21 protein-coding genes are annotated in these 26,562 nt (G+C 69.4%); 10 read left to right on the forward strand and 11 right to left on the reverse strand.

Annotated features, from left to right (window positions below):
* The 5 genes from arcC to AB0B64_RS29590 all read left to right on the forward strand — a co-directional run bounded on the left by arcC (window position 1) and on the right by AB0B64_RS29590 (window position 5,109).
* On the forward strand, window positions 1-936 hold the full coding sequence (gene arcC, locus AB0B64_RS29570; RefSeq protein ID WP_358181169.1) for a carbamate kinase: 936 nt from the start codon (window positions 1-3) through the stop codon (window positions 934-936).
* Window positions 937-953: 17 nt separating this feature from the next.
* On the forward strand, window positions 954-2,378 hold the full coding sequence (locus AB0B64_RS29575) for an amino acid permease (protein WP_357945239.1): 1,425 nt from the start codon (window positions 954-956) through the stop codon (window positions 2,376-2,378).
* Window positions 2,375-3,241, forward strand: coding sequence for a universal stress protein (locus tag AB0B64_RS29580; RefSeq protein WP_357945237.1), 867 nt, complete (start codon window positions 2,375-2,377; stop codon window positions 3,239-3,241). The genes AB0B64_RS29575 and AB0B64_RS29580 overlap by 4 nt, the downstream gene beginning before the upstream one ends.
* A gap of 437 nt (window positions 3,242-3,678) precedes the next feature.
* A complete protein-coding gene (locus tag AB0B64_RS29585) occupies window positions 3,679-4,173 on the forward strand; it encodes a transcriptional regulator (protein ID WP_026214021.1) in 495 nt (164 codons plus the stop codon).
* A 651-nt stretch (window positions 4,174-4,824) separates the two neighbouring features.
* Window positions 4,825-5,109 (forward strand): hypothetical protein, encoded by a 285-nt coding sequence (locus AB0B64_RS29590; protein WP_358181171.1) that lies wholly within the window; start codon window positions 4,825-4,827, stop codon window positions 5,107-5,109.
* Window positions 5,110-5,254: 145 nt separating this feature from the next.
* On the opposite strand, the gene AB0B64_RS29595 is transcribed toward AB0B64_RS29590, so the two are convergent.
* From AB0B64_RS29595 to AB0B64_RS29620, 6 genes are all read right to left on the reverse strand, one after another.
* The gene (locus tag AB0B64_RS29595; protein ID WP_357945232.1) at window positions 5,255-6,451 is read right to left on the reverse strand and encodes an oxygenase MpaB family protein; all 1,197 of its coding nucleotides are present in this window, start codon (window positions 6,449-6,451) and stop codon (window positions 5,255-5,257) included.
* A gap of 197 nt (window positions 6,452-6,648) precedes the next feature.
* Complete coding sequence (locus AB0B64_RS29600) at window positions 6,649-7,545, reverse strand: RNA polymerase sigma-70 factor (protein ID WP_358181174.1); 897 nt, start codon at window positions 7,543-7,545, stop codon at window positions 6,649-6,651.
* A 104-nt stretch (window positions 7,546-7,649) separates the two neighbouring features.
* Window positions 7,650-8,783 (reverse strand): FAD-dependent oxidoreductase, encoded by a 1,134-nt coding sequence (locus AB0B64_RS29605; protein ID WP_357945226.1) that lies wholly within the window; start codon window positions 8,781-8,783, stop codon window positions 7,650-7,652.
* Window positions 8,784-9,719: 936 nt separating this feature from the next.
* Window positions 9,720-10,166: an SAV_6107 family HEPN domain-containing protein gene (locus tag AB0B64_RS29610; RefSeq protein WP_357945223.1), complete on the reverse strand. Its 447-nt coding sequence runs from the start codon at window positions 10,164-10,166 to the stop codon at window positions 9,720-9,722.
* A 1,088-nt stretch (window positions 10,167-11,254) separates the two neighbouring features.
* Window positions 11,255-11,446 (reverse strand): ferredoxin, encoded by a 192-nt coding sequence (locus AB0B64_RS29615; RefSeq protein ID WP_357946339.1) that lies wholly within the window; start codon window positions 11,444-11,446, stop codon window positions 11,255-11,257.
* Window positions 11,447-11,453: 7 nt separating this feature from the next.
* Window positions 11,454-12,644: a cytochrome P450 gene (locus AB0B64_RS29620; RefSeq protein ID WP_357945220.1), complete on the reverse strand. Its 1,191-nt coding sequence runs from the start codon at window positions 12,642-12,644 to the stop codon at window positions 11,454-11,456.
* A gap of 101 nt (window positions 12,645-12,745) precedes the next feature.
* Between AB0B64_RS29620 and AB0B64_RS29625 the strand changes: the two genes are divergently transcribed.
* Complete coding sequence (locus AB0B64_RS29625; RefSeq protein WP_357945218.1) at window positions 12,746-13,348, forward strand: helix-turn-helix domain-containing protein; 603 nt, start codon at window positions 12,746-12,748, stop codon at window positions 13,346-13,348.
* Window positions 13,349-13,359: 11 nt separating this feature from the next.
* On the opposite strand, the gene AB0B64_RS29630 is transcribed toward AB0B64_RS29625, so the two are convergent.
* The gene (locus tag AB0B64_RS29630) at window positions 13,360-15,420 is read right to left on the reverse strand and encodes an alpha-galactosidase (protein WP_358181177.1); all 2,061 of its coding nucleotides are present in this window, start codon (window positions 15,418-15,420) and stop codon (window positions 13,360-13,362) included.
* 72 nt (window positions 15,421-15,492) lie between these two features.
* Here AB0B64_RS29630 and AB0B64_RS29635 point away from each other — a divergent pair, with 72 nt between their 5' ends.
* Together AB0B64_RS29635 and AB0B64_RS29640 are read left to right on the forward strand one after the other, a co-directional pair.
* Window positions 15,493-16,659 carry an ROK family transcriptional regulator gene (locus AB0B64_RS29635; RefSeq protein ID WP_357945213.1) on the forward strand — a complete coding sequence of 389 codons (1,167 nt, stop codon included), beginning with the start codon at window positions 15,493-15,495 and terminating at the stop codon, window positions 16,657-16,659.
* 13 nt (window positions 16,660-16,672) lie between these two features.
* Window positions 16,673-18,472, forward strand: coding sequence for a glycoside hydrolase family 36 protein (locus AB0B64_RS29640; protein ID WP_358181180.1), 1,800 nt, complete (start codon window positions 16,673-16,675; stop codon window positions 18,470-18,472).
* Here AB0B64_RS29640 and AB0B64_RS29645 read toward each other — a convergent pair.
* The 4 genes from AB0B64_RS29645 to AB0B64_RS29660 form a co-directional block, all read right to left on the reverse strand.
* Window positions 18,455-20,038 (reverse strand): hypothetical protein, encoded by a 1,584-nt coding sequence (locus AB0B64_RS29645; RefSeq protein ID WP_357945208.1) that lies wholly within the window; start codon window positions 20,036-20,038, stop codon window positions 18,455-18,457. The genes AB0B64_RS29640 and AB0B64_RS29645 overlap by 18 nt on opposite strands.
* 67 nt (window positions 20,039-20,105) lie before the next feature.
* Complete coding sequence (locus AB0B64_RS29650) at window positions 20,106-21,347, reverse strand: hypothetical protein (protein WP_357945206.1); 1,242 nt, start codon at window positions 21,345-21,347, stop codon at window positions 20,106-20,108.
* Window positions 21,344-22,156: a hypothetical protein gene (locus AB0B64_RS29655; RefSeq protein ID WP_358181183.1), complete on the reverse strand. Its 813-nt coding sequence runs from the start codon at window positions 22,154-22,156 to the stop codon at window positions 21,344-21,346. Before AB0B64_RS29655 ends, AB0B64_RS29650 begins: the two co-directional genes overlap by 4 nt.
* On the reverse strand, window positions 22,153-23,898 hold the full coding sequence (locus AB0B64_RS29660; protein ID WP_358181186.1) for a glycoside hydrolase family 97 catalytic domain-containing protein: 1,746 nt from the start codon (window positions 23,896-23,898) through the stop codon (window positions 22,153-22,155). The genes AB0B64_RS29655 and AB0B64_RS29660 overlap by 4 nt, the downstream gene beginning before the upstream one ends.
* Window positions 23,899-24,213: 315 nt before the next feature.
* Here AB0B64_RS29660 and AB0B64_RS29665 point away from each other — a divergent pair, with 315 nt between their 5' ends.
* Window positions 24,214-25,641: a sugar ABC transporter substrate-binding protein gene (locus tag AB0B64_RS29665; protein WP_358181189.1), complete on the forward strand. Its 1,428-nt coding sequence runs from the start codon at window positions 24,214-24,216 to the stop codon at window positions 25,639-25,641.
* Window positions 25,638-26,555 carry a sugar ABC transporter permease gene (locus AB0B64_RS29670; protein ID WP_357945196.1) on the forward strand — a complete coding sequence of 306 codons (918 nt, stop codon included), beginning with the start codon at window positions 25,638-25,640 and terminating at the stop codon, window positions 26,553-26,555. Before AB0B64_RS29665 ends, AB0B64_RS29670 begins: the two co-directional genes overlap by 4 nt.
* Window positions 26,556-26,562 lie beyond the last annotated feature (7 nt).

Here is a 26,562-nt window from a genome sequence, read left to right on the forward strand (position 1 = left end):
ATGAGGGTCATCGTCGCCCTGGGGGGCAACGCGGTGCTCCGGCGCAGCCAGCAGGCGGACGTGGAGCCGCAGATCGCCAACGTCGCCAACGCGGCCAAGACGCTGGCCAAGCTCGCGGAGAAGCACGAGCTGATCATCACCCACGGGAACGGGCCACAGGTGGGCCTGCTGGCGCTGGAGAGCGCCAACGACCCCCGCCTGACCAAGCCCTACCCGTTCGACACGCTCGGCGCCGAGACGCAGGGCATGATCGGCTACTGGATGCTGCAGGCCTTGCAGAACGCGCTGCCCGGCCGGCAGGTCCTGGCCATGGTGACGCAGACGCTCGTGTCGGCGGTCGATCCGGCCTTCGACAACCCGACCAAGTTCGTCGGCCCGGTCTACGACCAGGAGGAGGCCACGAAGCTGGCCAAGGAGTACGGCTGGACGGTCGCCGCCGACGGCCACGACTGGCGGCGCGTCGTCCCCTCCCCCACCCCGCAGCGCGTGGTGGAGACGCGGCTGATCAGCAAGATGGTCCGCGAGGGGGTCGTGGTGATCTGCGCGGGCGGCGGCGGCATCCCGGTCATCCGCGACGAGCACGGCCGCCTGTCCGGCGTCGAGGCGGTCATCGACAAGGACTCCACGGCGTCGATGCTGGCCGAGGCGCTCGAATGCGACGCCTTCCTCATCCTGACCGACGTGCCGCGCGTACTGAAGGACTTCGGCACGCCGCACCAGAGCGAACTCGCGAACACCACCCCGCACGAACTACGCGCCCTCGACTTCCCAGCGGGCTCCATGGGGCCGAAAGTGGAAGCGGTCTGCCGTTTCGTGGAGACCACCGGCGACATGGCGGCCATCGGCGAGCTCGGGCAGGCGGAGCAGATCCTGGAAGGCACCGCCGGCACGATCGTCACGCCGAACGCCCGCTGGCCGCTGACCAGCACGCTTTAGGGCTCTAGGAGGTTTCGATGGCACTCGCCCAACGGCTCTTCCGCATCAAGCCCACCGACCAGATCGTGGCCGAAGGCGGCCACGGCGAGGGCGGTGAGCTGCGCCGCACGATGTCGCTGTGGCAGCTCACGCTGTTCAGCGTCGGCGCCACACTCGGCACCGGCATCTTCGTCATCCTCGGCCAGGCCGTGCCGAAGGCGGGTCCCGCCGTCGTGCTGGCCTTCGTGCTGGCCGCGATCACGGCGCTGTTCTCCGCGCTGTCGTACGCGGAGCTGGCCGGCACGATCCCGGTGTCCGGCTCGTCCTACTCCTACGCGTACGCGACGCTGGGCGAGATCGTCGCCTGGATCTGCGGCTGGTGCCTCATGCTGGAGTACGCGGTGTCGGTCGCGGCGGTGTCGGTCGGCTGGGGCGAATACCTCAACTCCTTCCTGAAGGGCCTGTTCGGCTGGGAGCTGCCCGCGTCGATCACCCACTCCCCCGGCCAGGACGGCGGTGTGGTCAACGTCACGGCGATCCTCATCGTGCTGCTGGCCACCTGGCTGCTGCTGCGCGGGGCGTCGGAGAGCGCCACGGCCAACGCCGTGTTCGTGCTCATCAAGGTCGCCGTGCTGATCTTCTTCTGCGTGGTGGCCTTCACCGCGTTCAGGGCCGGGCACTTCTCGCCGTTCGCGCCCATGGGCGTCGCGGGCGTCACGGCCGCCGCCTCGCAGGTGTTCTTCTCCTACATCGGCTTCGACGCCGCCTCCACCGCCGGTGAGGAGGCCAAGAACCCCAAGCGCGACCTGCCCCTGGCGATCATCCTGTCGCTCGCCATCGTCACGATCATCTACGTCGTGGTGGCCGTGGCCGCGATCGGCGCCATGCCGTGGACCGACTTCGACCCCGAACGCACCGAAGCCAGCCTCTCCTACATCGTCGACCTCGCCACCGGCGCCACCTGGCCGGGCCTGATCGTCTCCTTCGGCGCGGTCGTGGCCATCGCCAGCGTCGTCCTGACCGTCATCTACGGCCAGACCCGCATCCTGTTCGCCATGTCCCGCGACGGGCTCATCCCGCACATCTTCCAGAAGGTGAACCCGCGCCGCCAGGTGCCCGTCGCCAACACGCTCATCGTGGCGGCGTTCATCTCCGTACTGGCCGGACTGGTGCCGCTGGGCCAGCTCGCCGAGGCCACGAGCATCGGGACGCTGTTCGCCTTCGCCATCGTCAACATCGGCGTGCTCGTGCTCCGCTACCGCAGCCCCGAGCTGCCGCGCAGCTTCCGCACGCCGCTCTTCCCCGCCACGCCGATCCTCGGCACGATCTTCTGCGTCATCGTGATGGCCGGTCTGGCCGGCGTCACCTGGCAGGCGTTCGGCCTCTGGATGCTGGTGGGCCTGATCTGTTATTTCCTGTACGGCTATCGCCACTCGCGGTTGAACACCGAGGTGCCTCGATGAAGCTCGAAAGCGTACTGGCCGGATTCATCCCCGAGCCGAGAGGACGTGACGCGCTGGCGCTGGCCATGCTCCTGGCCGGACAGGTCAAGGGGCAGCTGACGGTGGCGTACGTGCAGCCGCCCGCGTGGACCACGCCGGGGCCCGCGCGCGCCGACCTGACGGAGTGGCGCAAGTATCTGCAGGAACAGGCGGAGGCCACGCTCGGGCAGGCCCGGGCGCTCACCGGCGACAAGGCCGACTACATCGTCCACACCAACAAAGGCAGTGGGCGCGGGCTGGTGGACCTGGCCCGCAAACGCGCGGCCGACGTCGTCGTGATCGGCTCCGCGCCGGGCGGCGGCAGGGGCCGCATCTCCGTCGGCAGCACCGCCGACCAGCTGCTGCACTCCTCGACGGTGCCGGTCATGCTGGCCCCGCGCGGCTACGCGGACGCACTGCCCCCGGCCGTCGAGCGGATCACCGTCGCCTACCGCCGCGGCCCGTGCGCCGACGCCGCGGTGCGCGACGCCGCCCAGGCCGCGGTCATCCTCGACGTGCCGCTGCGGCTGGTCACCCTGCTGATCCGCGGCGCCCGCCGCGCCAAGATCGAAGAGGACATGCTCACGCGGCTGCGCGACCAGGTGGCGGACGACCTGCAGGCGGCGGCCACCGGGCAGCGGCGGCACATCCGGGCGGAGTTCGAGATCCTGGAGGGCCGCGACGTGGCACAGGCCATGGGCCAGACGTCGTGGTCGCCGGGCGAACTGCTCATCTGCGCCTCCAGCAACGCGGGGCCGTTGCGGCGGGTGTTCCTCGGTGACACGTCGCTCAAAATCGTCCGTGCGGCCACGTGTCCGGTCATGATCCTAACCCGTCAAGACTGATCCCGACGCCACACCACCCGCCCCATCGCCGGGTCCACCGCCCTTCGCGGCGCTCTTGGATGGCCCCGGCCAGCCCTTCTCAGTGCCTCTCACCTCGGTCTCCACGCGATCACTGACATGGTTTAGAGGTGATTTCCACCATGCATGTCACCGGACAAACAGTGACGAAGTATTGTTACTCAGGGGACAAGAGGGGCTATTAAGTCGTTCCATCCCGGATCGGATTCGGCATCTTTTTTCCAATCAGCTTGACCTTCGGCGTCCGCCCCTTTACCGTCACTGTGCGTAACCACACTGCGCGGCGTTATGGGGTAAACCCAGAGCCATGGCTACCGATGGTGCCTAACAAGGCACACACCCCCCGGTGGCCGGGGCATTCGCCGCAAGGGAGCACAATCTACTGAGAGCGCTACATACGAGAGCCGGGGGGCCACACGATGCCGTCTGAGTACGCAAAGTCGCTGGGTGCACGACTCCGCGCCATCCGCACCCAGCAGGGCCTGTCCCTGCACGGAGTCGAAGAGAAGTCGCGTGGCAGGTGGAAAGCCGTGGTCGTGGGCTCGTACGAGCGTGGCGACCGTGCTGTAACGGTTCAGAAACTTGCCGAGCTTGCCGACTTCTACGGGGTGCCCGTCTCCGAGCTGCTGCCCGGCGGTGCCGCGCCGAGCCCGCTCGGCCCGACACCGAAGCTTGTCATCGACCTGGAACGTCTTGCGACGCTGCCGAAGGAGAAGGCCGGGGCACTCGCCCGGTACGCGGCCACCATCCAGAGCCAGCGTGGCGACTACAACGGGAAGGTCCTGTCGATCCGCCAGGAGGACCTGCGTTCCCTGGCCGTGATCTACGACAAGTCGCCGAGCGAGCTGACGGAGGAGCTCATCAGCTGGGGCGTCCTCGACGCGGAGGCCCGCCGCGCCGTCGAGTCCTTCTGACCGCTCCTGTTTTTCGGGGCGCGCCATGTGACGGGCGCGTCCCGCTTTTTCGTCTTGGTGCTCGCGTACGGCGGCACGGTGAACCTCCGTACGGGAGCACGACGAACCTTCGTGCGGGAGCACGAGGACGGGCTTTGTCCGGGCACGCACGGGAACCCACAACCCGCCGACCAGGCCGAAGACCCCAGTAGGGCGGCCCTTTCCGCACGCCTCCAGGCCCGTGGTCCTGCCGTACAGGTCTCTCACGCGGACCCCGCCGCACACCTCCGGCACTCGTAGGCCCTGCGCGATCCCATAGGCCCTTCGCGACGCACGCTGCCAAGAGCCGCGCCTGCCTTCTCTTCGCAGCCCCGAAGGCCCTTCGCGATCCCGTAGACCCTTTGCGCGAGTTCACCGCCGCGGGCCCAGCGGCACGTCCCCGCACAAGCCCGCCGAACACCCCTCCGCACCCCATGCCCATCCGGGCGCGTTAACAGCGCAGGCCCAGCCGCACCCCCGCCGTGCCCGCACGCCCACACACGTACACGCAGGCCCGGCCACGCAGGTCCAGCGGAGTCTGGCCGTCCAGATGCCCATCGCGTTCGCCCAGACGGGGCCCGGGAAACGGCGTGTCGTCTAGCGATATAGAACTCCAGTTCGTATAATGGATCAATGCATCTCGACATGAAAGGCCTACCAGGGTTGTGGCGGCCACCGATCGTCGAACATGCCGCGACGACGTTCTCGACCACCGACTGCGGCGGCGAGGCGCGTTATCTGCTGGCTTGGGGCGATACGGAGGGAGAGCGGTGGGGATTCCTGCTATGGCCCCCGCAGACGCTGAACACCGACGACGGCACCGAGCACATGGGCCAGGCCCGGTGGGTGCGCTGGCAGGACATCCGACCGGTGAACGGCGAGGATTACAGCACCGTACCGCTGTGCGATCCGATGTGAACCACCTCCTGACGCGCCACTGAGGACGGGCGGGCAGCCCGGCCGGGACTCGTGCGCCGAGCGGGCCGGGCCTCGCAGAGCGAGCATGTTGAGGCGCGTGGAGCGGATCTGAGCGCTCGGGGCGAGCAGATCGCGCGAGGATCGTTCATGCCGTGGTGGGCACGGCGATGTTCTGCTCGTAAGCGGTGCCGCCGGGAAGGCGGAAGGCTTCATCGGGGCCGGGACTTTGCGCGTTCTCGCGGCGGGCCATCTCGGCGGAGTCAGCCGTGAAGGTCTGCCAGCGCCTGGCCTGGCTGTTGAGGAGAGCGACCAGAGACAGCAGCGGAGTGGCGTCCGATTCAGGGATGCCCAGGTGGTCGGAGAGCTCGCTGCCGAAGGCACGCCGCAGCAGGCCGTGGAGGAGATCGCGGAGTCGGTCCTCGGCCATCAGGGGGGTGGGCGCACAGGCCATGGCGCTGGCCGTGGCTCTGACCATGGCCGCGGTCAGCGCACGTGAGTTGTCGTCCGGCTCAGCGTTCGTCATGTCCAGCAGGTTCTGGAGACGACGAGCGCTGGCGTGGTCCGTGACGCCTTGGTAGAAGCGTTCATCGATCCCGAGCAGATAGGCGATGTAGGACCAGTACTGGTACAGGCTCTTCTGTTCTTCGGCGCTCAAATCGATACCGACTGCCGCGAGGGCTGTGAAAGGAGTGAGTGTGAAGTCCAGCCACGTGCGGGCCATGTCGGTCTGCCCGATGGGAAGGCCCCAGACGGCCGTGTCCCAGCCGTGCTGGACAGCGGTGGCTCGTATCCGCGCATGCAGCAGTCGGACCTGCGCGGTGCTGATGTAGCCGGGAGCTCCTCGGTGAAGACCTCCGGGCAGCGTGCTCTGACGCCCCCACATCCCGGTCTCGACGAGTCGGCGGGAAGCCATCTTCGTCAGCTGTCCCGTCTGCGCCAGCAGCCGGGCGATGGCGGGCGAGGCATAGGTGTGCACCAGGGCGCTGCTGATCGCGCAGATTTCGAACCACGGCTGGGGCACCGACAGCAGGGCGACCTCACCACGGTCGATCTGCGCGGGATCGACCCAGGAAGGCACCGTCTCCAGTTGCCGCAGGAGCGCCTCGATGGCGCTGGGCGGCTGTTCGCCCAGGCTGGCAAGACCGTCGGCGAGTCCCCTGTTGAGGATGTGGCGGCCTTCCTTGCCCAGCTGGTCGAGTTCGGCGATCACGGCGTCGGCCAGCGGGTCTCCGGCCATGACCAGCTGGGCCGCGTGGTCGGCCATCGCACCGTGCCGTTGTCGGGCCTCGTCCAGGTTCACGACTCGCTCGGGGATGACAGCGTTGCGGTAGGTGTGGGACATGCGTCTGCTCTTACTTTCTCTAGGGGGAGCGGCCGGTGGGAGGGGGAAGACTCTCCTCGCCCCTTCGGTAGGTGGCACTTGCCTGGGCTCCCATAAAAGCGCTGGTCAGTGGGGTTTTTGTGAGCCGGGGTCGGTGTGCTCGTGCTGGTCGTCCGGCTGATCGTGCTGGGGGGATCGTCTGCCGCGTCGAGGCAGGGTCAGCGGGAGGTGAGGGGGGTTTCCGACTCGACGCGGGTGAGTTTTTCGGGGTTGCGGACGTAGTAGAGGCCCGTGACGCGGGCGTTGTCCACGCGGAAGGCCAGCACGCCGTCGATCACGTCGTCCAGGCGCAGGATGAGTCCGGGGTTGCCGTTGACCGTCGTGGGCTCACTGGTGAAGGTGCCGCCGGCCTTGCCGAGACTGCCGGCCATGTAACTGAGCACCTTGTCGGCGCCGACGACCGGCCGCAGGGCCGCCAGCTTGAGGCCGCCGCCGTCGCTGACGAAAACAACATCCGGGGCGAGTACGTCGAGCAGCCCCTGCAGGTCCCCGGTCACGAGCGCGGACTGGAACGAATTCAACGCCGCCCGGGTTTCTTCCTGGGAAACCGGTGTGGACGGTCGGCGGGCGTCGACGTGCCGGCGTGCGCGGTAGGCGATCTGGCGTGCGGCGGCGGGACTCTTGCCGATCGCGGCCGCGATGTCGTCGTAGCCGATGTCGAAGACCTCGCGCAGCACGAAGACGGCGCGTTCGGTCGGTGAGAGGGTTTCGAGGATGAACATGAGTGCCATCGACAGGTTCTCGGACAGTTCGACGTCCTCGGCCACGTCCGGCGCGGTGAGCAGGGGCTCGGGCAGCCAGGGGCCGACGTAGGCCTCCTTGCGCCGTTGGAGAGTCCGTAGCCGGTTGAGTGCTTGCCGGGTCGTGATCCGTACCAGGTATGCGCGCTGGTCCCGCACCTGCCCCAGGTCGACCTTCGCCCACCGCAGCCAGGCCTCCTGGAGGACGTCCTCGGCGTCCGCCGCCGATCCGAGCATCTCGTAGGCGACGGTGAACAGCAGGTCTCGGTGGGCGACGAAGGCCTCGGTCGCGGGGTCGGTGACGTGGTCGTTCATGTCGTGCGCTTCACTCTCTCGTGGTCGGCCTCACAAGCCGGAAGCAGACCGTGGATATGTACCCAGTCCAAAGACGGGGTCGTCGGCAGCGGCCTCCCCACTGATCAGGTCAGGTGGGATGCGCCGGAGGTGGCCTTGCGTGCCCCGGACACCAACTGATTGAGGGTGAACCGGCAGGCGATCTCCTTGACGGGGGCACCAAGCCGCCCGCTGATGTGGAGCGCGTTCACCTTGTCGTTCAGGTAGGAGAACTGGGTGACGCCCTCGTTGCGGCCGAGGCTGAGACATTGCCCGGCGAACAGCAACCGGACGGGAGCGGGTGTTTTCCCCGCGATCCGCCGCAGAATCGTGGTGGCGGCCCCCGGGCCCAGCTGCACGGCGGCCTGGCAGCTCATCCGGAATGGCCGGTCCGTCATCGCCGCCGCGTCCCCAGCGGCGACGATGCGCACGTCGTCCACACTGGTCAGCGTCGTGTCGGTGATCAGGCGGCCTTCGGTGTCGGTGCGCAGCCCGCTGCGGGCAGCCAGGTCCGGGACACGGAATCCCGCGGTCCAGATCGTCACCGCGCTGGGCAGCTGACGGCCGTCGTCGAGCCGTATCGCCTCGCGTGTCACTTCCGCCACCCGCGCGCGGGGACCTTCGAGGATGGTCACACCCAGCTCGGCGAGCCGGCGAGCGACCAGGCGGCGGACCCGGGCATGCAGGTAGGGACCCAGCACATTGCCGCAGACCAGGGTGACCTTGCGGCCCAGTTCCGCCAGCTCGGCGGCGGTCTCCAGGCCGGTCGGGCCGGCCCCGACCACGGTCACCGGAGCCGTCGCGGGCGTCGCGGCCAGGGCCGACCGCAGTCGTCGCGCTCCCTCGAGGGTCGACACCGAATGAGCGAACTCCGCCGCTCCGGGCACGCCGGGATCGGCGGCGCCACTGCCCACCGCGTAGACGAGGTAGTCGTAGGAGAGCGTGCCACCGCCCGCCAGCGACACTCGTCGCTCGGCGGCGTCGATCCGGGTCGCGGTGTCGACCACCAGCCGGACGTTCCCACCCAGAACCTCACCGAAGTCCTCGACCGCGTCATCGGAGCCGGTCACGAGCTGGTGCAGGCGGATCCGCGAGACGAAGTCGGGACGCGGATTGACCAGGGTCACCGACACGCCATCGCGCCGAGCCAGGCGATTGGCCGCCGTCACGCCCCCGTACCCGCCACCGACCACGACCACCGCGACGTTCCCGTTCATCATGTCTCCCTCGTGTTGTGAACTCGACATGGAGACACCAGCCGCGCATCCGGTGTAACAACCCGCGGATGAGACTTAACGCACAACGGAGGAGACGCAGGCGGAAACGCCGCCCCCTTCCGCCGCGAGTGGCGTAACACGGCCCTGACGAGGTCGGGCAAGGGACGAGGACCCTCGCGGTAGCGGGCGAGCGGGGCCCAGCCCGCTGTATTCGGCCTGGCACGGCCCCCGGCGGTGGCCGCGCGGGGTCCTCCCGGCGGTGGCCGCGCGAGGTCCTTGGCCGCCACGACCAGCCCCGGCTACCTGGCCGACCCCAGGCCGCCAAGACACTGTTGCCCTCAACGGCCGGCTGCGTACCGGAGACCTGGTCCAGATCGACACGCAGGGGTACCGCCGCATCACCGGCCGCCTCAAGGAACTCATAGGAGTCCTGCTCACGTCAGAGTCGGTCCGGTAGCCGGGTGACGCCAGAGACATCCTCGAGTTCGGCCGCGCGGCCATGGAGGAACGGATGGGTCACAGGTTCCGCAAGACCCTGTCCATGACGCAGATCATCGAGCTGGCCCAGGCCGGCAGCAGCGCGATCGCCGTTGAGAACTGGACGGCCTGACGTTCCCCCTGCCGCCCTGCCGATGGACCACGAGGCCCCTTGGCCTACCGTTCAATTCTGCGGAGAGCCTCCTCGACCGCCTGCCCGCCCAAGTTCGGGGCGGCGGAGATCCTCCTTGGCCCCCTGGCCGCTCTGGTTCGGGGCGTTCGATCGTCTGCATGCGGCGTCTTTGCGCATGCTTCAGGCGTCGCGCTCTGCTTCCACCGGTTGGGCGGGGTCGTCCTTGGTCGGGATGGTCTGCTGGCCCTCGCCTGGGTCGGTGTGTTCGCTCGTGTTCGAGTTGTCCGGCTGCCCACTCGCCGTCGGGGTCGGCGGCGCGAGCGGTGTGGTCAGCCGGCCAGGGGGACCTCGACCGGGAGTGGGGGTTGAGCGGGGACGCCCAGGATGTCCTGGACTACGGCGACGAAGGTGTCGGCTTCAGCCAAAAGCTCGTCCGCGTCGGCCGCGCTGACGCCACGGACCATGCCGGCCTCGGCGGCGGCGCGCTTAGCGGCGCTCACCGAGAAGTAGGCGGCCCATTCCGCGAGCTTGGGCTCCGCCTCCGGGAGCAGCTCCCAGGCGCTGCGCAGGCGGCGCCTGCGGCCTTCCATGGGGCGTGGGCGGGCGGCCAGGATCGCCGCCGCCGCTCGTAGCGCTGCCAGGTGCGCTGCCACGTATCGGGATGCCGGGGTGCGAGCGGCTGTCGCCTCCGCCAGGCAGGAATGTGAATCCGTCAGGTGCGCCCTAACTGCGGGCGACAGCCGGGGCCCCTGCGTATCGCTGAGCCTTGGTGCCATCTTGCGCGCCTCCTTGGAGTCATGGCGGCTCCCGGCGTCTCCGCCGGTGAAGCCAAGGTTTGCAGACTCCACCGACAATTCCGCCGGGCTGGCCGGACGAGGAGCTTCCCCGCACCCCGTCCGGCCAGGACGCGCCCACTCGTCTCCGCCGACGACGAGGACACGCCCTTCGCCCTGGAGCCTGATCGCGGGTCTCGCTTGGGGGAAGCGAACGGCCCGCGACCAGGTCCTACGACGTGAGCCGCGAGCCTCACGTCACTAGGTCGAACATAATTTCGATCACGCTCGGTGTCAACCTGTTCTACGAACACAGATTCGATCAGCGTGGGGGAGGGTGGACTACATGCCCATTGACGTGCGGCGGGACGAGGTTGGTGGCCAAGGTTGTTGAGGGACCGAGGTTGAGGGACGGGCAAAGGCGTGTAGAGGCCATGCGAGAGGCACGCGAACACGTAGAGGCCGACCCCTTGGCGAGGGTCCGCCTCAGCGGAGATCCGGCGCCCAGGCCGCCCCGGCGGAGTCTCCAGAGGGCTGTGAAGGTCCAGAAAGGGGATTGAGGTCCAGGGGGGCGGGGGTCCCCAGGGAGGTGGAAGTCCAGGGAGGTGGGGGTCCAGGCTCCAGGGGGCGAACAGCTGCAGTGAGATGACGGTCCGCAGGAGGACGCGGAGGTCCGCGGAACGGGCAGCGCGCTCAAGGACCATCCGGAGGTCTGGGATCAGCGGTCCGCACCCAACTGGTCGGCGCCTCAGCAGGTCCGCGAACCTGGCGCATCCGCGCTGGCTGCCTGCAACCGAGGGGCGATGGGCCGGTGCCCCATGAGCCAGTGCGCGGTGCGCAGTGGGCCAGTGCAGGGTGGGGCCGGTGGGCGATCCGGCCGGTAAGCGATCGGGCCCGTGGGGGCATCCGGGCACACGGTCAGCCCGATAGGCGGTCGGCCCAGTAAGGGTCAGCCCCGATGGACGAGCGCCCCAGAAGACGGTCGCGGCGACGGCGGGGAAGGTTCGGGCTGGGCGAGCCGTAAGTTGGCCGGCCAGACCGGTACGACAGAAGGCACCCGCCGTCGACACGAAGGACCCAGCAAATCGAAATCAGACCACCGAGATGGCGCCTGACGGGCACAGCGTCACGGCGCGGCGGACGGCTTCTTCCAGTTCGGCCGGTGGGGTGGAGTCAAGGACCACCACGGTCCCCTCCTCCTCGCTCTGGTCGAATATCGCCGGCACCGTCAGCGCGCACATGCCCGCACCGATGCACACCGTCGTGTCTGCCTTGATCTCCATCATTGACCTACCAGGTGACAGGGAGGCGGTGCACACCATAGATGCTCATGTCCGAGCGCATCGGCACCTCCTCCGGTGATATGGCCAAGCGTAGGCCGGGGAAGCGCCGCAGGAGCGCCGGGTAGGCGATGCGCATCTCGGCCCGGGCCAGTTGCTGGCCGAGGCACTGGTGGATGCCGTGGCCGAACGTGAGGTGGCCCGTGGCGGGCCGGGCCAGGTCGAGGGTGTCGCCGTCCGGGAAGCGGGAGGGGTCGCGGTTGGCCACCGGGAGGTGGATCGCGACCGATTCGCCGGCCTTGATGAGCTGGCCCTCGATCTCGACGTCGACCAGGGCGCTCCTGACCGGGCCGAGGTGGATGATCGTGAGGTAGCGCAGAAGCTCCTCGACGCCGTTCTCGACCGCCGACGGGTCGTCACGCATGAGGGCGAGCTGGGCGGGGTTGGTGAGCAGCGCGTACGTGCCGAGGCCGAGCATGTTCGCGGTCGTCTCGTGGCCGGCCACCAGCAGCAGGAACGCGACGCCGGTGAGCTCCTCGTCGTTCAGCTCGCCGCCCTCGATCAGCCCGCTGAGCAGGTCGTCCTCCGGCTTCGCCCGCTTGCGCTGGATCAGCCCGTACAGGTACGCGGAGATGCGCGTCATCGCGCCCATGGCGTCCTCGGCCTTGATCTCCAGGTTGACGAGCACCTTGGTGTCTTCCTGGAACTGCGCCCGGTCCTCGTACGGCACCCCCAGCAGCTCGCAGATCACCAGCGACGGGATGGGCAGCGCGAACTCCTGCACCAGGTCGACCGGCTTGGCCGCGGCCTCCATGGCGTCCAGGCAGGCGTCGGTGATCTCGGCGATCCTCGGCTCCAGCTCCTTCATCCTGCGCACGGTGAACTGACCGGTGAGGAGCTTGCGGTAGCGGGTGTGCTCGGGGGCGTCCATGCGCAGGAAGAACCCGGGCGGCACCCGGAAACCCTGCTCCTTCGCGAGCTGCAGCCGGGCCGGGATCGGCGGGTGGATGAGCTCGGGGCGGTTGCTGAAGCGCGCGTCGGCGAGCACGGCGCGGGCGGCGGAGTAGCCGGTCACGATCCAGCCGAGGTGCCCGTCGGCGTAGGTCATGCGGTGGATCGGCGTTTGTTCTCGCAGCTCGGCGATTTCGTCAGGTGGATCGAAGGGGCGCTGGCGGGTGGTGGTGAGGGTCAGATCCGACATGGTGTGGCTCCTTTTCGCTTGGTCAACTCCACCAGAAAACCTCATTCGCTGCAAAACTTCAATGGATGAAAATCCCTAAGTTTGGCGGTACAGTTCCCGGCATGGTGGGACTACGGGAGCGCAAGAAGCAGCGCACACGCCGGGCGCTGATCGAGGCCGCGCTCCGGCTGTTCGACGAGAAGGGTTTCGAGGAGACCACGCTGGCCGAGATCGCGGCCGAGGCGGAGGTGTCGACGCGGACGTTCTTCAGCTACTTCGCCAGTAAGGAGGACGTGCTGTTCTTCGACAGCGCGTCCCGCATCGCGCGGGCGATCGAGATGATCTCGTCCAGGATGCCCGGCGAACGCGTGGCGGACCTGCTGCTGCGGCTCGTACGGACGAGCCTGCGGTGGGCGAGCGACGACGACTTCCGAGTGTTGGACGCGCCCCTGCGGATGCGGCTCATCATGACCGTCCCCTCCTTGCAGGCACGGGCGCTGCATCTGCTGTTCGACAGCCAGCTCCAGCTGGCGCGGGCACTGGAGGACGCCTTTCCCGACGAGCTCGACCACGTGGACGCGGCGGCGGCCGTGGGCGCGCTGATCGGCGCCACCAAGCTCGCGGTCATCTCCACCATCAACCGGGGCGGGTCGCTGGAGCAGGCGGAGGAGTCGGCCGTGCGCGCCGCCCAGCTCGCCCTGCGCGGCCTTTCATCAATCGGATAAGACCGACTCGACTACACCGAGCGCAGGCGGATCAGTGCGCTGGTGTAGTCGCCCGGAGGCAGGTCCGGCCGCAGGCCCGCCGACATCAGCAGGGCTCCGTGATGCAGCTGCCCGGTGTCCTCGTCGCGGTAGCGGCCCAGCGGGTCGAGCCCGGCCAGGCGGAGCGGCACGAGCGGTGTCCCGTGCGCGACGGGCCCCCGCCAGGCGAGTACGACGGTCCGGTCGCCGTAGGTGTACTGCACGCCGTACTCGAGCCTGTCCTGCCGCCCGAGCTGGACGACGGGCCTGATGTCCTTGTAGACGGCGACCAGCTCGGCGGCCTCGGCCAGCTCCGCCGGGCTCCACTTCAGCAGGTCGCCGCCGAGGCCGAGGGCGCCGGCCATGGCGACGTGGAAGCGGAAGCTGAGCGGGGTGAGGCGGCGGGTGAGCGGGTTCGGGCTGTCGGTCACCCAGGCGGCCATCACGCGGGCCGGGTAGATCTGGCTGAAGCCGTGCTGGATGGCGACGCGGTCGTGGGCGTCGGTGTTGTCGGAGGTCCACACCTGGTCGGTACGGGCCAGCATGCCCAGGTCGGTACGGCCGCCGCCGCCCGCGCACGCCTCGATGCGCAGGTGCGGATGGTCGGCGCGGAGCCGGTCCATGATCGAGTAGACGGCTCGCACGTGGTCGATCCAGAGCCGGTCCTGGTCGGCGGCGCCGGGCCAGCCCGCCTCGGTGAAGGCCCGGTTGAAGTCCCACTTCAGGAAGTCCACGCCGTGCTCGCCGACCAGCCGGTGCAGCCACTTGTGCGCCCAGTCCGCGACGTCGGGCCGGGCGAAGTTGAGGACGAGCTGGTTGCGCAGCAGCGTACGCGGGCGGCCGGGCATGTGCAGCACCCAGTCGGGGTGGGCACGGTAGAGGTCGCTGTCGGGGTTGACCATCTCGGGCTCGACCCAGAGGCCGAACCGCATGCCCAGCCCGTGGACCTCGTCGATGAGCGGAGCCAGCCCGTTGGGGAAGCGGTCCGGGTTCGGCCACCAGTCGCCGAGCCCGGCGCTGTCGCCGGTGCGCCCGCCGAACCAGGCGTCGTCCATGACGAACAGCTCCACCCCCGCGCGGGCGGCGAGCGCGGCCAGCTCCTTCTGGTTCGACTCGGCCACCTCGAACCCGACGGCCTCCCAGGCGTTGTAGACCACCGGGCGCAGCTCCTCCGGCTGGGGCAGCACGTACCCGGCGATGTGCTCGTGCCAGCGGCGGCTGGCCCCGCCGAACCCGTCGGGAGCATAGACCCCGGCGAACACCGGCGTCACCCACTCCTCCCCCGGCTCCAACCGCCAGGTGAGGCCCTCGTGGCCGAACCCGCCCGTCCACCCCGCGCTCCCCGACGGGTCGCGGGTGACCGTGATGCGCCAGCTGCCGCTCCAGGCGAGCGCGCAGCTCCACACCTCGCCGTGGCGCTCGCCCGCGTCGCCTCCGTCGACGGTGAGCCACGGGTTGGCGTGGTGACTGCTCAGCCCTCGCCTGCTGGTCAGCGTCGTCTCGCCCACGGTGAGGTCGGTACGGCGCAGCCCGTGCTCGGCGCTCCACCCACCGACGGCGTGGCTGAGCCGGTACCCGGACAGCGGCGGAACGCTCCACGCGGCCGAGTCGCACCGCAGGATCGTCACGGGCACCTCCGAGCGCAGCGCGGTCCACCGCTCCACGACGTCGCCGCGCACCCGGTAGTGCAGGTCCACCTCGAACGGCTGGACGGCGTCCCGGAAGTGGACCGTCAGGTGTCCCCCGTCGATCGTGTGACCGAGATGGCGCCAGTCGACGCCCCGGGCTCCGTCCGGGAAGGCGATCTGCAGCGACGGAGTGCCGAAGCGCGCGCCCGCCTCGGTGCCGAGCTCCTCGGCCGGTCCCGCGCCGTCGAAACTGCTCGCGGGGGGTGCCGCCGGGCGGGGCAGCGACGCCGCCTGCTCCTGGGTCAGAAGGGGTCCCCAGTGCAGGTGGACGGGGGTATCGTCGGCGTCGAGCCCGAGGACGTAGCTGGCGGTTGAGGTGGGCAGCAGATACGTACGGCTGGCCGCGTCGAAGGTCACCGAAGGCATGTCCCGGAGCCTAGATCGATGGGCCCTTCGAATCAATTCTTAACGAAGTTAATTAGTGTTACGATGCCCATCATGCCTGCACCGCTCACCACTCCCGCGGCGGCCACCGTGTTCACCATGGTCCTGACGCAGGGGCCGGTCTCCCGGGTGGAGATCGCCAGGCGGACGGGGCTGTCGTCCGCCGCCGTCACCAAGGCGGCGCGCCCGTTCATCGAGGCGGGCTATCTGGAAGAGCTGGAGGCCACGGACCGGCCGGGCCCCGGCGCGGGCCGACCGGCCAGCCCGCTGGCCATCAAGCCGGACCGGGAGTTCTTCACCGGCGTGAAGATCACCGACGACGAGCTCATCGGCGTCGTCACCGACCTGCGCGCCCAGGTGCTCGTCGGCGCGCACCGCCCTCTGACGGCGTCCTCGCCCGAGGACGTGGTGGCGACGCTGGCCGACCTCGTGGCCGAGCTGCTCGCCGCCGACCCGGCCTACCGGCAGCGCTGCCACGCGCTGGGCCTGGCCGTGTCGGGCGACGTGGACAAGGCGCACGGCATGGTGCGCTACTCCCCCTTCCTCAACTGGCGGCAGGTGCCGCTGGCCCGGCTGGCCGCCGAGGCGACGGGCCTGCGGGTCACCGTCGAGAACGACGTCAAGTCCCTCACCGTGGCCGAGCAGTGGTTCGGCGAGGGCATCGGCGCGTCGTCGTTCGCGGTGGTCACGGTGGGGGTGGGCATCGGCTGCGGGCTGGTGGTGAACGACCGGATCGTGGCCGGATCGCACGGCGTCGCCGGGGAGATCGGGCACGTCCCAGTCGGCGGCGAGGAGCCCGCGTGCCACTGCGGGGGACGCGGCTGCGTCGAGGCGATCGCCGGGACCGCGCCCATCGTGGCCGCGGTCCGCGAGGCCACCGGCGACGCGTCGCTGACCATCGACGCGGCCATCGACGCCGCCCACGCGGGCGACGTGGCGGCGCGCGAGGTGTTCGCCAGGGCGGGGCACGCGATCGGGCTGGCCATGGCGGCCATGGCGAACCTCATCGGGCCCGAGCGCATCATCGTGACCGGCGACGTGCAGGGGCTGGCGGCCTACGACCTGTTCGAGGAGCAGATCAGCCGGTCGTTCGCGAGCCAGGCGTTCGGGGCGGCGGCCGACTGCCGGATCTTCCTGCGCCCCCGGCCCTTCGAGCAGTGGGCGCGCGGCGCGGCCTCGGTCGCCATCCAGACCTTCTTCACTCTCCAGGAGCGACAGTGACTCAGGAGTGGCAGTGACCGCGACGACCGGGATCTGGCAGCCGCACGACCGCGCTCCGGGCGAGACCCGCGAGGTACGCGTCCACGCGGGCGCGACGGAACTGACCGCGACGGCGGCGGCCGAGCTGACGTGGACCGTCACCGAGGACGCCGAGGGCGTCCACGAGGTGCGGATCACCCCGGACCGGCCGGCGGTCGTCCGCGTGGCGTGGCGGGTGCCGTGCGTGGCCGCCACGGCCTTCTGGGCGCCCGACGGCGGCGAGCACAGAGGGCTGCCGCCGTTCTGGCGCAAGCCCCGGGTGGCCGCCCTGGAGAAGAACGCCCCCGTGGGCTGCCTGGTGGGCGCCGGTGACGTGTCGCTGTGCACGTACGCCGTCGGCGAGGTGGTCCGGCCGGTGCGCATCCGCACCGGGGTGGTGGAGGAGACCGGGGACTTCGGCTTCTGGGCCGAGCACGACGCCGAGCCCGGCACCGGCCTGGTGCTACGGCTCGACCTCACCGGACGGCCGTTCGCCCGCACACTCGCGGACGTGGCAGAGTGGTGGCGCGCCGACGTCCGCGAGCGCGCGGACGTGGCCGAGGGGTGGCGCGGCCCGGCGGGAGAGGTGCCCGAGGTGGCGCGGATGCCCGCGTACTCGACCTGGTACGCCATGCAGCAGCACGTCGACGCCGTGAGCGTGGAGCGGCAGGCGGGCCCGGCGGCCGAGCTGGGCTGCGAGGCGATCATCGTGGACGACGGCTGGCACAGCGACGACCGCGGGCGCGGTTACGGGCACGTCGGCGAGTGGGAGCCCTCCGCCACGTCTTTTCCCGATATTTCCGGACACGTGGCGGCGGTGAAGCAGGCGGGGCTCGCCTACCTGCTCTGGTACGCCCTGCCGTTCGTCGGCCGCCACACCGCGCTCTGGGACCGCGTACAGCCCTACTCGCTGGCCTACAAGGAGCACATGAACGCGGTCATCGTCGACCCGCGCTACCCCTACATCCGCGAGCTGCTCGCCGGCCACCTGACCCGCGCGGTCCAGGAGTGGGGCATGGACGGCCTGAAGATCGACTTCATCGACCAGTTCGCCGTGGAGGACCCGCCCGAGCCGGGGCCCGAGGCCGACTGCGCGACGGTCAACGAGGGCGTGCGCAGACTGCTGGCCATGCTGCCCCGCGACTGCCTGGTGGAGCTGCGCCAGCCGTACGTGAGCCCGGGGCTGTGGCCGTACGCGACGATGGTCCGCGCCTCGGACTGCCCGCTCAGCCCGGCGCACAACCGCCAGCGCACGGTGGACCTGCGCCTGATCGCCGGGCCGCTGGCCGTGCACGCCGACATGCTGATGTGGCACCCGGACGAGACCCCGGAGCGGGTCGCGGCGCAGCTGGTCAACGTGCTGTTCGCGGTCCCGCAGATCTCGGTGGACCTCACCACGCAGACGCCCGGACAGCTGGAGGTGCTGCGATTCTGGCTGGGCTTCGTCAAGGAGCACGCCGATGTGCTGCAGCACGGCTCGTTCGAGCCGGCCCGCCCGGACCTGGTCTATCCGCAGGTGACGGCCCGTTCGGCGGGCACGGTGATCACGGCCCGCTACGCGCCGCTGCCGGTGGCGGTCCCGGAGGCGGGCACGTTCTGGCTGGCCAACGCCGACGACTCGGCCGACGTGCTGCTCCAGGTCGGCCACTCCGGTACGGCCCGCGCCAGGGTCCAGACCTGCCGGGGCCGTACGGTGAGCGACACGACGCTGGAGCTGTCCCCCGGCACGCACACGATCACAGTGCCCACCGGCGGGCTGCTCCGGCTGGACCTGGGCTCAGAAGCCGCCTCGTAGCCGGTCGAGGAACTGCGCCTCGTACAGCGAGGGCGGCAGGAGACCCGCCTGGCCGGTGCCCTCGATGTACCCGGCGGGCTGCTGGAAGGGGCCGTCCCCGGTGACCGTCCCCAGGCAGCCGATCGCGTAGTTCTGGGCCGTCGGCGGCTTCTGGACGATGAGCCTGCTGGTCGACACGTCGCACCGCCACGCCACCGAGTGCGCCGCCGACCAGCCGTGCGAGGTGCCGTAGCGGCCCCGGTTGTACAGGCCCAGCGTGTAGTCGTAGTGCGGGTCGATGTCGCGGTGCCCGTCGTACAGCAGGCCCTGGGACCAGCGGCGGTGGCCCTCGCTGGAGTTCAGCGCGTACTCGGCCGTGCCGCGCACGAACACCACGCCCGACACCGTGCTGTGCCCGTTGGAGACGAAGGCGTGCCGCGACTTGTAGGCGTAGCAGTCACGGAAGAGCACCTGCTGCGAGTAGACATAAGTGTTGAAGTTGTACCGCCTGCTCCCCGTGACGATGCTGACGGGGTCGACGGCCCGGCAGTTCTCGACCGTGGCGCGGGTCGTCTCCTGGGTGGCCACCCCGGCCTGGGTGAAGTGCAGCATCGTGCAGTCGCGCACCCACGAGTCCTCGGTGCGCAGCAGCACGATCGCGTTGTAGGCGTGATCCTCGTCCTGCTCGGGGTCGCCGTGATACTCGATGTCCACGCGCAGCCGCTCGACGCCCACCTGGGTGACGAGCCCGGCCCGGTCCCACTTGTAGACCGACGACTGGGACAGCGCCCGGTTCAGGTGGTTGAACACGGGCACGTCGATCTTCAGCCTGTTGCCGGAGATCTCCCGGATGTAGCGGTTGTAGATGATCGGGTGCTCGCCCACCTGCCAGGCCGGGCCCACGTCGTGGCCGCCGTAGTCGATGGCCTTGAGCCACCCCTCCGAGCACGGGTGGTAGATCACGATGTTGTCGCCGGGCCGCAGCGACCCGGCGTTCGCCACCTCGAACTCGCGCGCGCCCACCTGCACGAAGTCCGTGGTGATGTCGGTACGGGTACCCGGCACCTCCCCCGCCCAGCCGCCCGCCGACGTGCCGCCGGCCACGATCACGTCGCGGTCCTTGGGGCTGTTGCCGGTGGCCTTGATGATCGTGTTGCCCGCCGGGTCCTCGCCGTCGCCGCTGCCGCGCAGCACCATGCCGTCGGCGCGTACGTACAGGGTTCCGGCGACCGGGTAGAGGCCGGGCAGCAGGAGCAGCGCGCCGCGCCGCTCGCGGGGCAGCGCCGCGATCTCGTCGAGGGCCGCCTGGATATGGGCGGTGTTGTCGCCCTCGACCGGCCGGATGGCCTTGACCACCCGCGCCCACGGGATCGGCCGCTCGCCGTTGCGGTATCCGGCGTGACTGAAGTCCGGCAACCGGTTGCCCTCGGCGTCCTGCGCGTAGGTCAGGCGCCCGCGCCGGTCGTAGGAGAGCAGCTTGGACTGCCAGAACGTGCCCGCGGCAGCGGGCTGGATGCCGGTCGCCGCCGCGAGGGCCAGCGCGCCGCCCGCCACGAGTAAACCGCGTCTGCTGAGGTCGTGTGCCATGTGGCCTGACTCCATCCTTGGGGTGGTGCTACGGCCCACGCCCAAGCAGGACGTGGGCCGTACGGGCTCAGCTGATGACGATCTTGTCCAGCTCGGGACCCCTGGCCGTCAGGCTGAAGAACCGGATCGTGTTGACCCCGGCCACCAGGTCCACCGGCACGGTCGTGGTCGTCACGGTGTCCTTGGTCCCGGTCATCGGCACCTGGATGGAGTCGGCCCCGTTGACGCTGACCGCGAACGTCTGCGCGCCGTCCACCAGCGCGTGCACGGTCATCCGCCGGGTGCCGGTGGTCTCCGACAATACGCCCTTGACCACGGCGTAGTCGTAGACGTTGCCGCCGATGAGGATCACCTTCCTGCCGCCCGAGCAGACCGCGCAGTAGGCGGGCTCGGCCGCGCCCTCCCACACGTTGCCCACCCGCTCGGCCTCATAGGCGCCCGGGCTCCGGTCCGGCGCCGGCAGCTTGACCGGCGGCGTCGCCGGGCCGAGCTGCCACGCCTTGAGGTCCTTGACCAGCAGGTACGTCTCCTGCAGCCCGGCGCTCTTGATGCTGCGGTAGATGCCCCACTTGGGCCGGTTGTACTGCTCCTGGGTCCACCACAGGTCGATGTGCTCGATCTTCTGGTCGGCGATCGTCCGGCGGCCGTCCGACAGAGTCCAGCGCATGTAGCCGTCGTCGCTCGACTTGAACTCCAGCGTGGTGGTGACCCACTTGTTCTGGATCGGTTCCAGGTCGGCGGTGGCGAAGTCGTGCGAGGTGTTGTCAGGGAGCGTCCAGTACCGGGCGGCGATCTTCTGCACGCCCCCAATGACCGGCAGCGAGATCTGCGCGATCGGGGTGCCGACGTCGGAGTTCTTGAGCTGCCAGATGTGGGTGAAGGAGGTGGTCGCGTCGAGGGTGTCCGGGATGTACATGCGGTAGCTGATCCGCCAGGTCTCGTCCTTGCGGATCTCCAGCGGGGCGCCCTTGCCGTCGCGCATGCCGCGTACCTCGTTGCGCATGCGGTCGGCGCCGTCGCGGTCCTCCAGGTGGGCGGTGAAGCGCCAGGCGTCCTTGTCGGTGGAGACGTGCGGCAGGCCCTCGGGATGGGAGCCGCGCCGGTCGTCCTCCAGCGCCTCGAACGCCTGGACACCGTCCTTCTTGACGCTCGGGTCCCAGCGCAGCTCCCAGCGCGGCGGCCGGGCCGTCTGGGTCTGCGACGGCCCCTCCGACGGGGTGGGAGTGCGGGCCGCCACCGCGGGGGTGGCGGTCGCGATCAGGGCGAGCGTGGCGAGCGCACCCGCGAGGCGGGCGCCGTACTTCTTCACGGGTTGGCTACCTCGTCGGTGTCGGCCGCGCCGGCGGTCTGCTGTTCGGCGCGCAGGTTTCTGATTAGCAGGTACGTGTTCTGCAGGCCGGAGCTCTTGATGCTGCGGTAGATGCCCCACTTGGGGCGGAGGTAGTCGGTGTCGGCGCGCCAGAGGTCGGTGTTGTCCAGGCGCTTGTCGACCAGCGTCGTCGAGCCGTCCTTGAGCGTCCAGCGCAGGTAGCCGTTGTCGGCGGCCTTGAACTCGAAGGTGGTGTCGAGCCACTTGCCCTGGATCGGGTTCAGGTTGGTGTTGCCGACCTCGTGCGTCTGCTCGTCCTCGTCCCAGTAGCGGACGTTGATCTTCGGGGTGCCGCCCGAGATGGGCAGCGACATCGTGTAGAGGGGCGCGCCGGAGCCGGGCACCTTCATCTGCGCGATGTGGGTGAAGGAGCTGGTGGCGTCGAGCGAGGTCGGGATGTACAGCTGGTAGGAGATGCGCCAGACCTGGTTCTTGAGGATCTTGAGGTACGAGCTGCTGCTCGTCCGCATGCCCTTGACCTCGTTGCGCTGCCGGTCGTCGCCGTCGCGGTCCTGGGTGTGCATGTCGAAGCGGTAGGCGTCGCCGGAGACGTAGATGTGGGTGACGCCGGGGTGGGAGTCGGAGCGGTCGTCCTCGATGCCCTCGAAGGCCTGGGCGACCGTCTGATTGGCCGGGTTCGGGTTCCAGCGCTGCGTCCAGACGGCCGCGGCGGTGGAGGCGGAGGCGGGTATCGCCGATAAAGAGACGAGGGTGACGGCGGCGAGGGTGCCGCTCAGGCGCTTGATCATGAGGTTTCTCTCCTCAGATGGAGGGTGAACCCGCCGTTGGGGGATACGGCGAGGTCGAGCTTGCCCCCGGCCGACACCGTCGCCGTCTCGGCGAGGATGCCGTCGTCGGGGGCGTCCCGGTAGATCTCGGCCGTCCACTCCCCTTCGTCCAGGAAGTCGAGCGGCACGGTGAGCGTGCGGGCCTCGCCCGACACGCCCGCGCCGACGTACCATTCGCCGCCGCTCCTCCTGGCCAGCAGGATGTGGTCGGCGGGGTCGCCGGACAGCAGCCGCGTGTCGTCCCATGCGGTGGGGACGCCGGACAGCAGCCGCAGCGCCTCGGGCCTGGCCTCGTATGCCTCGATGCCGTCGGCGAAGTGCTGGACGCCCGATTCGAAGATCACGGATAGCGCGAGCTCGAATCCGGCGGAGATGGTGCGGACCGCGGTGAAGGTGCACGGGGTGAAGTCCATCGGGCCCTGCACGTTGCGGGTGAACGCGAGCGACAGGTAGTGCGCGGGCGGGTAGAGCGGCAGCTTGCCGGGCTTCGGCTTGATCCACTCGGCGCCCTTGACCGCCTCCGCGGTCATGAACTGCGGCCAGGTGCGCTCGGTGCCGCGCGGGATCGTGCCGCCGTGGAAGACGACCATGAGCTTCAGCCGGGCGGTGGCGGCCAGAATGGCGTCGAACCAGCGCATCCGGTCCTGGCCGTCGGACTCGGTGAAGTCGATCTTGACGCCGACGGCGCCCCACTCCTTCCAGAGCGCGAGCTTCTCGCGGTGCTCCAGCTCGGTGTCGACGTGCTGCCAGTGTGACCAGAGCCAGACGCCGACGTTCCTGGCCGCGGCGTAGGCGATCAACTCGGGCATCCACTGCTTGTTCCAGCCGGCGTCGGCCAGCACGTACGGCCAGCCGTGCGCGGCGGCGAAGTCGACCCAGCGCTTCTGCTCGTCCAGGTCACGGGTGGAGGGGCCGTCGGACCACCACGACCAGGCCGCCGCGCCGGGCCGGATCCACGAGGTGTCGTCCACCGCCGAGGGCGCGGCCAGGCTGGTCACCAGGTCGCTGGCGACGATCGTGGCCAGCTCGCCGATGATCATCGTGCGCCACGGCGTGATGAGCGGGCTGGCCGCCGTCACGTACGGGTCGGGCAGGTCGAGGTGGAAGGCGTGGCCGTCGAAGCGCAGCCGGGTGCCCGCGTAGCCGCTGTCCAGGTTCGACTCGGTGACGAACAGCCAGGTGTCGCCGATCTGGAAGAGCGACGGGTAGCCGTACAGGATGGGCTCGGCGTCGGCGACCGGGCCGTGCCGGTGGATCTCCTCGTAGTCGCAGCGCCCGTTCTCGTACGGCAGGAGCACCGCACGGGCCTCCCTCGGCACCACATACTCCGAAATTTCGTCAATTACCGTCACCGGTCCGGTCCATGGCACCACGTACCGGTACGCCACGCCGTGGCCGCCGAGCCGCACCTCCAGGTGGAGCCGGTGCGCGCCCTTGGTGAACGACAGCGTCCACTCCTTGGCCGTGTACAGGTGCTCGCGCCGCTTGCCGGTCACCGTCTCATAGGACTCCGTCACCTGCCTGGACGACATCCCGTCGAAGGCCAGGCCGGTGCTCAGGTCCTCGTGCGCGGCCCGCAGGCCCAGCCTGGACGGCCGCACCACCACCCGGCCGTCGCGCCGCACCTCCAGGGTCGGCTCGCCATCGGCCGAGAGCGCGATCGCGACTTCCAGGTCTTCGTCAGTGAGCGTCCATTGCGACACAGGGCCTCCAAGCAGAGATAGGAGGAGTGAGCCGGACTCATCGGTAACCCGCTCGGGACCGCCGGCTCGGGCAGGGCGGCCGACGCCAACCCCGCTGAACTCCTCACAACGTGCCTGAGCCTAGGTTGCAAGCGCTTGCAATTCAATTCTTGACGAAGTTAATTACCAGGTCTACGGTACGGCCATGCCTCGCGCATCGGACGATGACGGATCCACACATCGGATCTCTCCCGCTCGGCTGGCCGAATTCCAGCGCCCGGACAAGGCGATAGCAGTGATCGAGCTCTTTCTCTGAAAGGCCCACCCCCCATGGAGATGAACCGGCGCCAGATGCTGGCCCTCGCGGTGGCCGCGGCGACCGTGCCCATGCTGTCCGCCTGCGCGGGCGACACCCGTCAGCAGCGGCAGGCCGCGGCGCCCACGAAGTCCGGCGTGCCGACGCTGGATCCGAACCGGCCCGGCAACGACACCTGGCCGTTCGAGGAGGCCGAGCAGCTCAACAACGCGCTGAAATGGCCGACGACCCAGGTGGCCGACCCGGCGTCGAAGGTGACGCTGACCGTGGCGATCACCGCGGACGTGATCGCCGAGGTACGCAACGCGCAGTTCGACTTCTTCTTCCACAAGCGCCACCCGAACATCGAGATCAAGCGCGAGACCTCGCAGTTCGACTCCTACCTCACCAAGTACATGGCCCAGGCGGCGGGCGGCTCCATGCCCGACGTGATGTACACGCACTACAGCTGGGCCCAGAACTTCATCGCCAACGACATCTTCCAGCCGCTGGACGAGTTCATCGCCAAGACACCCGAGTTCGACAAGCAGGACCTGCCGGTGAACGCGCTCGGCTACTACGAGCGTGACGGCAAGCTGTTCGGCCTACCCACCGACATGGCGCCCAAGCTGCTCTTCTACAACAAGGACGTCTTCGACAAGGCCGGCGAGAAGTACCCCGACGAGTCGTGGACCGTCGAGAAGATGATGGAGGTCGCCAGGAAGCTCACCAGCGGCTCGGGCGCCGAGAAGGTCTACGGCTTCACCCCGATGCTGCTGCCCGAGCCCGACATCACGCCCCGCGCCCTGGCGCAGTACGGCGGGCGCTACCTGAACGCCGACGAGTCGGTCTCCATGATCTCCGAGCCGGAGGCGCAGAAGGTCTTCGGCATGTGGCTCGACCTGCTGAACAAGGACAAGGCGGTGCCGAGTCTGGCCGAGCTCAACCAGGTGCTGGAGAAGGTGGAGCCGTTCAAGGTCGGGCACGCGGCGATGTCGATCAACGGCGCGTGGATCCTGACCGAGCTGGCCAAGCAGACGGCGTTCAAGTGGGGCGTCGCGCCCACGCCGAAGGGCCCGAAGGGCCGCTTCACGCCGGTCATCGGCAGCGCCCTGGCCATGTACGCCAAGTCGCCGCAGAAGGACGCGGCCTGGATCTACCTCAACGAGTACCTCTCCTCGACCGGGCAGCAGTTCCGCCGCATCAGCGCCCCGGCCCGGCAGTCGGCCTGGGAGCCGAACGCCGAGGCGCTCGGCATCCCCAAGGACGTCGTCGAGACCGTCAAGAGCGCCATGAAGGAGTACGGCACCGGCGACGGCGTGCTCAAGCTGCCCGCCAACAAGAAGGTCGTCGAGACGGCCAAGCCCATCTGGGAGCGGGTCATGATCGGCAAGACCGATCTGGCGAGCGGCCTGAAGGAGATCACCGACAAGATCACCCCGCTGCTGGCCGAGAACAAGATCGCATGAGCGCTGTCGCCGCCGTCTTCTCGCGGCGCGGCCAGAGCACACTGGCCCGCCGCGAGGCCCGGCGCTTCCACCTGTTCGTCTCGCCGTGGGTGATCGGGTTCGTCTTCTTCAGCGGCGGGCCGATCCTCGCCTCGATCGCGATCAGCTTCACCGACTGGAACCTGCTGCGCAGCCCCACCTGGGCGGGCCTGGCCAACTACCAGAAGATGGTCAACGACCCGGAGTTCTGGGACTCGATCGTCAACACGTTCTACTACGGCCTGGGCGCGGTGGTGCTGGGCGTCGTCTTCACCTTCGCGCTGGCGCTGCTGCTCAACCAGCCGCTGCGCTTCCAGGGGTTGTTCCGCACGGTGATGTACCTGCCGTCGGTGGTGTCGGGCGTGGCGACCGCGCTGCTGTGGCTGAACATCCTGCATCCCGACTTCGGCCTGATCAACAAGCTGCTGGCCATGGTCGGCATCTCGGGCCCGCCGTGGCTGGGCTCGACGGAGTGGGCGATGCCGGCCCTCATCCTGATGAGCGTCTGGGGCGCGGGCAACACCATCGTCATCTACCTGGCCGGACTGCAGGGCATCCCGGCCACGCTGTACGAGGCCGCCGAGATCGACGGCGCCGGCTGGTGGCGCCGGTTCTGGAGCGTCACCGTGCCGATGATGTCGCCGGTGATCTTCTTCAACGTGGTGACGGGCTTCATCGCGAGCATCCAGGCGTACACGCTCATCCTCATCATGACCGAGGGCGGCCCGGCCAACTCCACCATGGTGCTCGGGCTCTACATCTACCGGCAGGCGTTCGTGTTCTTCGACATGGGCTACGCCGCCGCGCTGTCCTGGGCCATGTTCCTGATCGTCATCATCGTCACCCTGATCCAGTTCGGCCTGGCCAGGCGCTGGGTCCACTACGAGTTCAACTGATCTTTCG

This window comes from Nonomuraea sp. NPDC049129, assembly GCF_040648495.1.
GTDB lineage: Bacteria > Actinomycetota > Actinomycetes > Streptosporangiales > Streptosporangiaceae > Nonomuraea.